Source organism: Dietzia sp. SYD-A1, assembly GCF_015356725.1.
Classification (GTDB): Bacteria; Actinomycetota; Actinomycetes; order Mycobacteriales; family Mycobacteriaceae; genus Dietzia.
Window position 1 is genome coordinate 1 of record NZ_JADDKI010000651.1, and the last position, 9,291, is coordinate 9,291.

A 9,291-nucleotide genomic window follows, 5' to 3' on the forward strand; every position below is an offset into this window, starting at 1 on the left:
CCCTGGATGCCGCGCGCGCCGGCGAGGCCGACGCTCTCGCCGCGGCGGAGACCGCCACCGCGCAACACGCAGACGCCGACGCGGCCCGAGATGAGGCGGTCCGGGACGCCGAGCAGCTGCGCACCGAGCTGGCCCAGGTCCGCCAGCAACTCGAGACGATGCAGCGTCAGGCAGAGCAGGCGCGCGTCCAGGCCGAGGAGGCCGACCGCGCCCGGGTGCGCGCCGAGGCCACCTCGGACACCTTGCGTGAACTGTTGGACGCGTTTCGTTCCTCCGGGCAGGCCGACGAGGACAAGTAGCGATCCGCACCGTGGTGGCCTTGTCGTGTCGGGCCGGGCGAGCACACTGACAAAGCAGGACAGGCACTGACCAAGTGGCTCGGACCTCCGCCGGTTGAGTTCGGGATGTAACGGGACGAACGCCAACACGGGAGGGGTGTCATGTGGGACGTGCAGACCGCGATACAGGCCGTGGCGATGGTCGCGGTGGCCTCGCTTCTGGTGCCGCCGTTGGCACGCGGCATCGGGGGAATCTGCGCGGTGATCGGGTTCTGTGGTGCGGTGCAGTCGAGCTCCTGGGCGCCGACGGTGATGGCGTTGGGGATGGTGGCATGGTTCGTCGGGCACTGGTCGTTCGCGGTCCGCAATGACGTGCATTATCGGTCGCGTCTGGCACGTGTGGTGATCGACAAGACGCCGTTGCGGTGGACGATTCCGCGCTACTGGCAGCTGCGCCGCCAAAGACGCATCGCGGAAGCCCGCTGACACTTCCCACCCGACCGATACAGCAATGGCCCCATCGAAGTGGTGGGGCCATTGCTGTTGGTGTGTGGTGTCCGAGTCTAGAACAGTGGGGGCTCGTCTAGTGGTGCGGTGTTGCCGCAAGCTTGGGCGTAAGCCTTGGGGTTCCAGCCGCCGGCGACCGCTTCGCGGACGGCGAGGGAGCGGGCGTGGCGGTCGTGGCGTTCGGTGGTGTTGCGGATGATGCCGGTGCGTCCGCAGGCGACCGCGTAGAGCAGGTTCGCCGATTGGGTTGAGGCGATGAGATGGCCGGGGTCTACGCGCACGCACAGGGGTTCGTTGCAGCGGTGCTCCCCGATCGCCTCGGCGGTCAGGTGGCCGGCGACTAGGAGGGCGAAGCGGTGTGCGTACTCGGTTCTGCTGACGCCGCCTTGTCGCCAGGTGATCCGTCCGTACCCGTCGGAGATGGCGCCGGTCCAGATGTGACACCCATTGCCCGGGGCGCGCACGACACGGGAGCCAAACGCGGCAATCGCCGCCTCGGTTGGCGGCAGTGTCGAGTCGTACGGCCTGGACCGTCTCGCGGCAGGCCGGGGCCGGGGACGGGCGTCCATTCCCGGGAGCGGGATGTCCTCGAACCACCGGTCCGAGGAAGGCTCAGGGCTGCTGCTCACCGTTGGTGTCCGCGGGTGTCTGGCCGGCCGCCGTGGTGTCACTGTCGGCCGCATCGTTGACCGTGTCGTCGGTGTCGGTGGTGTTGTCCTTGGCGGCGCGGATCGCCGCCCCGACCTCGCGGGCGGACAGTCCGGTCATCTCCGCCAGGTCCGCCTGCGCCACACCCAGGTCCCGAAGCTCGACCAGCGCATCGCCGAGGGCGATCTGCGCGTCATCGCGGGCGTCGATCGCCGAGAACACCGCGACCAGCTTGGCCTCACGCTTGCGTGCCCGCTCCAGCTCGTCGGCCATCGCCTGACGAGCCCTCGCGCGTGCGGTTTGTGAACGTGAATCAGTCTTGGTAGCCGCCATGTGATCGACCCTATTGGTCCACCCATCGCCGCCGCAATGCCCAACCACCATGCCGCCGTCATCGTCGCGCCGTCCTGGTCCCCGATCGCCGCACCACATCTAGCCCTGGCCGTGCTAAATCATCCTCGCTGTCGCTCGTCACAAACTGCCACACACAGTAGGCACTACGAGTGAACGACGGGAACCTCCTGGTCACAGCGCCGTGCGCTGTGACGCATAGACGCGCGGATTCGGTCCGCATACGCTGGTGGGTGTGATGAGTCTCCGGGCGGTCCATGCGGGTACTGGATACCAGTACCTGCTGCGCTCGGTCGCCACTCACGATGCTGACCCGCAGGGCATGGCCTTGTCGGACTACTACGCCGCCAAGGGCACCCCACCAGGTCGTTGGGTTGGCAGCGGACTGGCAGGCCTGGCTTCCGAGAACGCAGTGGACGGCGCCGTGGTCACCGAGCCGCAGATGGCCGCTCTGTACGGCGAAGGTCTGCATCCGGACACCGATCAGATGATGGCCGACGGCCGCAGCCTGTCGGCCTGCAAGCTCGGCCGTTCCTTCCCGATCTACACCGGCGGGGTCGACGTCCTGGAAGCCATCGCTGCGGCCGAGAAGTCGTTCCTCGCAGTCGAAGGTCGACGCCCCTCCCCCGACGAGCGAGGACAGATCGCCGAGAGCACCGCACGCCCGTTCTATCGCGATGCGTTCGGCTACGAACACGCCTCCGGCAAGGACGTCATCGCCTGGGTGAACCGGGAACGCGACCAGGTCAAGCAAGCGGTCGCCGGGTTCGACTTCACGTTCTCCCCGGTGAAAAGTGTCAGCGTCTTGTGGGCGCTCGCCGACGAAAAGACGGCCTCTCAAGTGGCTTCCCTGCACCACGAAGCCGTGGCCGAAACCCTGGCGTGGGCCGAGAATAACGCGATCTACACCAGGGTCGGCACGGGCGGCATCAAGCAGGTTAAGACGGGCGGCATCATCGCGGCTGAGTTCACCCACTTCGACACCCGTGGCGGGGACCCGGACCTGCACTCCCACGTGCTGCTGGCCAACAAGGTCCAAGCCCCCGACGGGCGCTGGTTGTCGCTGGATTCCCGTGCGATCCATCAGATGCACCAAGCCATCTCCGCCCGGTATGACGCGATCCTGCACGACAAGCTCACCCGCCGCATGGGCGTGGAGTTCCAGGCCCACTACCCGCACCCGGACAAGGCGCCGATCTGGGAGATCAAGGGCATCGACCGCCGCCTGATCGACGCCTTTTCCTCTCGCCGAGCCCTGGCACGACCGGTCTATGACCGACTGGTGTCGGAGTACGTGGTGGCCAATGGCCGGCAGCCTTCCCAGCGGGCGTCCTACGCCCTGTGGCAGAAGGCCATCCTCGGCACCCGCGACGCCAAGAAGCCCGCCCAATCCCTGGCCGAACACCGCGCCACCTGGCGGGAGATGGCCGAGAAAGTCGTCGGCACGCACGCAGTGGACAGCGTGGTTGGCGAGGTCACCGGGCAGGGTCGGAGCCAGGTGTCGCGGGAGCTGTTCGACGCCCAGGTCCACGCCCGCCTGGTGGCCGAGCAGGCGGTGGCGGCAGTGACCGCACGCCGGGCACAGTTCCGCCGTTCCCACATCGACACCGCCGTATCCACCGCGCTCAAGGGCTACCGATTCGAGGCCCCCGAGGCCCTGGACTGGGCCCACGAACAGGTCATGACCACCGCCATGGGAGAACTCGTCATCGAGCTGACCCCGCCGGAGATTCTGGACCTTCCCAGCCCTCTGATCGGGCCAAGCGGGGCCGGTGTGGACCGGCACGCAGGCGCCGAGAAGTTCACCACTCAGGCAGTGCTGGACGCCGAGACCGTCACCCTGGAGGCGACTGGCACCCCGGTTGCTGTGATCGCCACCCGCGCCGATCTCGACCGTGCGCTGAAGGCGCACGAGGACGCCGAGGGTTGGTCCCTCAATGCCGGACAGACCGCTCTGGCGCAGCACCTCATTGGTGCCGGAACGCTTTTGGCCGCCGGGGTGGGTCCGGCCGGAACCGGCAAGACCGCATCCATGAAGGTCGTGGCCCGCACCTGGCAGCAAACCGGCCGGTCGGTTATCGGCCTTGCTCCTTCCGCGGCAGCGGCGAGCGTCCTCGCGGTCGACATCGGCACCGACTGTCACACCATCGACTCGCTGACCTTCACCTGGCTCGGTCGGCACCCGAACCTGCCCGGAAAGACTCTCGACGCGTTGCCCGTGATGATCCGCCCCGGCGACATGCTTCTGGTCGATGAAGCGGGCATGGCCAGCACCGAAAACCTGGCCGCGCTGACTGAGATCGCCGCCGAATCTGGGGCCATTCTCCGACTGATCGGCGACCCCAAGCAGCTCGCTGCTGTCGAGACCGGGGGGCTGTTCGCCGACCTGGCCAGCACCCCAGGGACGCCTCAGCTCCGGGAGGTGATGCGCATGGGCGCAGACACCGATCAAGCCGACGCGACCCTCGCCCTTCGCGAAGGCGATCCCGGCGCGCTGGCCCTCTACAGCGAGCGCGGATGGATCAGCGGCGGGCACCGGGAGCAGATGCTCACCGAAGCCGCTCAGGCGTTCCTGGCCGACACAGCCGCTGGCCGCCAGGCGCTGATCATTGCCTCCACCAACGCCGACGTCGACACCCTCAACGAAGTGATCCGCTCGAGCCGCATCGCCCACGGGCTAGTCGACGACGCACACACCACCAGGGTCGCTCGCGGCGATGTCGTGGGTGTCGGCGACACCGTCATCGCCCGCACCAACTCCACGCTGTACACCAGTGACCGCACCTACCTCGGACGGGTCATCAACGGACAGTTGTTCACCGTCACCGGCATCGCAGGCGACGGCTCACTTGGGGTGCGCGACTCCTCCACCGGGCAGGCCATGGCAATCCCCGCCAGCTACGCCGGCAAGAGCATCCACCTCGGTTACGCGGCCACCATCCACCGCGCGCAGGGCGCGACCGTCGATACCGTCCACGCCGTCATCGACACCTCGGTGGACCGTGCCGGCCTGTACGTCGCCATGACCCGCGGCAGACGAGAAAACCGCGCCTACGCCGTGTGCGAACCCGCCCTCGACACGGGCGCCGAGGACGCACACATGCACTCCGCCGGCGACCACGACGCCCCAACACCGACGCAGGTGCTGACTGGCGTTCTGGCCCGCGACACCCACCAGGCCTCGGCCACCGAAACTCTGCGCCAGGAGTACGCCAGCGCCACCAGCGACGAACGACTCGCCCAGCTCTACCGCCACGGCGTTGACCTTGCCGCCCGCGATTTTGCCGCAGCCACCCTCCCTGCCTACATCGACGCACTCCCCCGTGCCTACGCCCACCAGGTCGAGGCAGACCCCGACCAGTACCAGGCCCTCGCAGGCGCGTGGACCGAAGCAGCAACCAGGGGCCTCGACCCCCGCGAGGAATGGGACAACGCCACCGACACCCTCGACACCGCCAACAAACCCGGAGCGGTCATCGCCCACCGGATACGCCACGCGACCGGTGAGACCACCGACACCGCAGCGCTGCCCACTCCCCCACCCGCGGCCCCGGGATGCGACACCGAACTGACCACCTGGCTTGCAGAAACCCATCGCACACTTACCGCCGATCCTGCCTCCGAGGCGGTAGCCCGTGCAGTGTCCTTCACCGCCGAGGACTTTGTCGACTCGTACCTCGCATCCCGCACTGCAGAACATGAACCCGGCCCGGACACCCATCCCACGACGAGCTCGCCGTGGGGGCCAACTCCCGACTCCTCCCCCGACCTGTGGTGACTCGACCCGACTCGTTCGGCGCCAGTGGTCAGGCTGCGGTGGTGCGGGCCCATTGGTGGGGTGCGAGCAGCATGTCGGGGGCGGGCAGGGCGGCGCGGGCTGCGGCGACTAGTTCCCACCAACTGTCCGGGTCGGCCTCGCGATGAAGGTCTTGGGCAGCCATCGCCGCGCCCCAGGTGGTGGCTGATACTGGCGGACCGGTCGAGGTGGCGCCGTAGGCCAGGGCGATGTCGGTCGGGTGGATCTGCTCCGCCTCATCAGGATTGGGAAAATCGCCCCACTCGGCCAGCGCGTCGGAGCGCTGCGGCTGATGTCGGGTGGTGAACCACCACACGAACACCGCCGAATGCAGTCGGTACAAGCGCACCCGATCGGCGTGCGCACCGTCGACACCAGCAGCAATAGCGGCTCGCGCTAACCGCGCCCGACTCCGGTACACCCGGCCATCGGCGGTGCACAACCCCAGAGAGCGAAGCGCGCGCAGCTTGCTACGTACCGTCGCCGGACAGACCCCCAACCTGGTCGCCAGCTCACGCACCGACAGGCGACCAGCGGCCATGTGGGCCCATACGCGCATGCCCAACACCCCCAGGGGGCGGGCGTGCCAGATATCAGCGCGGGCGCACTCGAGCTCAGCATCAAGCTGGCTCTGCATCTCCGGGGTAAATACTGCGCCACTTCTTTGCTCCCCGCCCCCGGGTCTAACGATCCGCCACACTGCCGCCCAGGGGCCGGCCGCTCGCTGCACGCGGGCGACCCAGCCCTGCTGGGCCAGGACTTTCAGTCGGTCGGCGACAGCGTCTCTGGTCAGGCCGGCGGCGAGGGCCCAGTCGCGTTCGGACAGGTGCACCTCGCTAGCCGCGGCTGCGAACGTGCGGGCTGCCAGGGCCAGGAGCACCAGGCGGTCCTGGGCTCCGGTCTTGCCAGCCCACCGGCAGGGCTGGGCGTCCATACGGGTGAGCAGGTCGGCGACAGTGGTTTCGGCAGCTCGGCGGGCAGGCGAGGGTCCTGCCGTGGTGGGCTGGGTGTAACTGGCTGCGGTGACGGCTTTGGCCCACTGGCGGGCCAACTCAGCTGTCGCGTCGAATCGGGGGGTGCGCTCCCCCGCACTGGTGCGGTGGGTGCGGACAAACTCCAGACCGGGCCAACGGTCAGTGAAAGCGGCCTCGTGCACGTCGCGGTACTGCATCCGCGCGTGGGCGCAGGCCAACAGGATCGACCACCCCACCGCGGAGGCATCGGTGCGGTCGGTGATCGGGGCGCGGGCAAGGGCACGGATCTGTGGGTTCAGGGGGCGTTTGGGCCCGGTGAGGTACGGATGGCCTTGCACATCGACGTGCACAGGAACCGGGGCGATCCCAGTACCGGCGGTGGAGGTGCCATTGGTCTGAGGGGGTTGTGTCAGCTGCGTGAGTACTGTGCGCAAGGCTCGCAGGGACACCGGGCGGATATGCGGATCTGTCAGGGGTACCGATGTGCCGCCGGAGCGGTGGGGTGAGCCCGGGGCGCGGACACAACCCGTGCGCGAATTGGACAGCGGGCCCCGATCCAGCGAGGGCCACATGGCGCAGAAAGCGTCGATGAGCGGTGCCAGGCGGTGCGGGGAGATGGCGGTGCTCAGCCGGATCCATACGTGGTATCCCCCACCAGGTCCTGACGAGCACACCAGGTGCTCGATGTCCGCGGCAGTCAAGGCAGCCGTGCACGCTGCAAGGTCTTTGTCTGCGGTTGAGCCGGCATGGTGGGCGTCGAAATCGAGGGCGAGGAGCCGAAACTTGCCCGATTCATCGGTTAGGTGCAGCGCGAAAGGCGTCCCCTCCCCCGGCGCGCCGTCGGTGAGGCGCCTGGTGGCGGCGAAGGTATGCGCCTTGTGCGAGTCGACACGCACATACGGGCGCGGACTCCACGCGCACACCACAGAGTCCCACCACCAGGTGGAATCGAGGGATATGAGGTTGTCACGGTCAGAGTGAGACACGCCGATCGGATCGACTGGACCATCCGATGGGTATGACTTACTCTGAGAGGTGCCTGGAAGCACAGCTCTCCTAATTGGTGAGCAACACCGAGTTTGAGCGGTAACTCGAACTCTTGACTTTCGATCCCGGTCCACCTGCCAGTGGGCCGGGATCAGTCATTTCAGGGTTGCGGGGTGTTCAACTGTTGGCCGGGCGCGGGCCGGCCACCGCTTCACGCTGAAATTGCCTCCTCATCTGCAGGTGGAACTACGGCCTCGGGCAGGCCAAGATTGATGGCGGCGAGGTCAGACAAGTATTGAGACATCGAGACGCCTCTAGACCTGGCTTCGACCCGAAGTGCCTCGTACACCTCAGGGGCCATACGGACGGGCACGCGCATGCGCTCGCCGAATGACGGTCGCCCGGGGCCCCGCTGCTTCGTCGCCATGGGAGGAAAACTTCCACACTTGGCGCCACAAATCCGATCGACACGCCTAAGTGAGGTGGAGTTTTTGGCGCCGCCTACGGCTCTGTAGACGGTCAGCGGCTGCGACACATCCGCAGCGGTGTATACCGCAAAACCTACACCGGTATACACCGCAACACCAGTACCGGTCTAACGGTGATTACTGATGTACCGTTATCGATCCAATGGTATCTCGGGATGTCCGGCGTGGCTGACGCGCTCCTGTGCTGCAGTTTTGGTATCAAGGTGATGACCACAATAGGTACAGCGGTATCGAGGTATAGAAAGATTGAGGTGTAGCGGGTTTTGAAGATTGCGGTAGTTAACACCAAGGGTGGCGTCGGTAAGACGACCACCGCCATTTACCTAGCGACGGTCGCGAGCGCGCAGGGCAAGTCGACTGAGTTGCTAGACGCGGACCCTCAGGGGTCGGCCACTAGTTGGGCTGAGATTGCGACGGAGGGGAGTGCGCCTTTGCCGTTTCAAGTCTCGCCCGCGAACAAGATCACGCTTTCGCGCGCATCTAGTAGCGACATCACAGTGATCGACACGCCTCCGGGTGCTGCTGACATCATCCAGGCCGCGATCGATGCGGCTGATGTTGTCGTGGTCCCCACTGCGCCGTCTGGGTTGGACCTCCAGCGCGTCTGGCCGACGTTGGAGGCTGCTGCACATAAGCCAGCTGGCGTCCTTCTGACGAGCGTTGAGCTCGGCACTAAGCTGCTCGAGCTCACAAAGGAGGCCCTTGAATCGGAAGGGGTGTTCGTATTCGAAAATGTAATTGGGAAGCGACAGGCGATACGCCAGTCATTCGGCACAAGTCCAACAAGCTTCTTCGGCTATCGAGACCTGATGGACGAGATCGTAGAGGTGACTAAATGAGTGGCAAATCGGAACCGGTGAGCCGTAGTTTGCGCCCACGGGCCGCAGCTCCCATCCGGCCAGTCTCGGAAACGTTCTCCGCTTCTGAAGCCGCACGTCCGGCCGGTCCTCGGCGTACGAAGACATCTCTAGCGCTTGATGTTGAGGTGTACCGGAGAGCCAAGATCGCGGCCATCCAACAAGGGGAGACCGTGTCTGAGTTTATCGAGGCAGCTATTCGAAACGCACTTCCTGAGTAGTTTCGCAGAGGTGAAAACCGTCGTCGGTAAAAACGGATCGAGGTATATACCTCTAACGGTGTCGGCCACCGAAGAGGTCGTGATCCTCAGGCTGGCAGGCAAGTCCGGTGCGAGCATCGAGCACGGGCGCCTAGGAGCATGGGTCAGTAATGGCTCGAAGCGCGCCGAGAGTACGGCGGAGTGC

General features: G+C 66.4%; 6 protein-coding genes and 1 pseudogene. 4 read left to right on the plus strand and 3 right to left on the minus strand.

What is annotated here, in order from left to right:
• Both IY392_RS18190 and IY392_RS18195 read left to right on the plus strand, forming a co-directional pair.
• Nucleotides 1-299: pseudogene (locus tag IY392_RS18190) on the plus strand (hypothetical protein); the annotation flags it as partial.
• Between the two features lie 141 nt (nt 300-440).
• Nucleotides 441-764: a hypothetical protein gene (locus tag IY392_RS18195; RefSeq protein ID WP_182641920.1), complete on the plus strand. Its 324-nt coding sequence runs from the start codon at nt 441-443 to the stop codon at nt 762-764.
• Nucleotides 765-841: 77 nt separating this feature from the next.
• On the opposite strand, the gene IY392_RS18200 is transcribed toward IY392_RS18195, so the two are convergent.
• Complete coding sequence (locus tag IY392_RS18200) at nt 842-1,249, minus strand: hypothetical protein (RefSeq protein ID WP_309234213.1); 408 nt, start codon at nt 1,247-1,249, stop codon at nt 842-844.
• A gap of 148 nt (nt 1,250-1,397) precedes the next feature.
• The gene (locus tag IY392_RS18205; protein ID WP_182641918.1) at nt 1,398-1,706 is read right to left on the minus strand and encodes a hypothetical protein; all 309 of its coding nucleotides are present in this window, start codon (nt 1,704-1,706) and stop codon (nt 1,398-1,400) included.
• A gap of 316 nt (nt 1,707-2,022) precedes the next feature.
• Here IY392_RS18205 and mobF point away from each other — a divergent pair, with 316 nt between their 5' ends.
• A complete protein-coding gene (mobF, locus tag IY392_RS18210) occupies nt 2,023-5,562 on the plus strand; it encodes a MobF family relaxase (RefSeq protein ID WP_194861987.1) in 3,540 nt (1,179 codons plus the stop codon).
• Nucleotides 5,563-5,590: 28 nt separating this feature from the next.
• On the opposite strand, the gene IY392_RS18215 is transcribed toward mobF, so the two are convergent.
• Complete coding sequence (locus IY392_RS18215) at nt 5,591-6,892, minus strand: hypothetical protein (RefSeq protein WP_194861988.1); 1,302 nt, start codon at nt 6,890-6,892, stop codon at nt 5,591-5,593.
• A gap of 1,400 nt (nt 6,893-8,292) precedes the next feature.
• Here IY392_RS18215 and IY392_RS18220 point away from each other — a divergent pair.
• Nucleotides 8,293-8,868, plus strand: a complete 576-nt coding sequence (locus IY392_RS18220) for a ParA family protein (protein ID WP_061917422.1) — start codon at nt 8,293-8,295, stop codon at nt 8,866-8,868.
• The last annotated feature ends 423 nt before the right edge of the window (nt 8,869-9,291 follow it).

Coding starts and splice junctions, on each gene's coding strand:
- IY392_RS18195 (WP_182641920.1), top strand. CDS start 441: ATGTGGGACGTGCAGACCGCGATACAGGCCGTGGCGATGGTCGCGGTG.
- IY392_RS18205 (WP_182641918.1), bottom strand. CDS start 1,706: ATGGCCGACGAGCTGGAGCGGGCACGCAAGCGTGAGGCCAAGCTGGTC.
- mobF (WP_194861987.1), top strand. CDS start 2,023: ATGAGTCTCCGGGCGGTCCATGCGGGTACTGGATACCAGTACCTGCTG.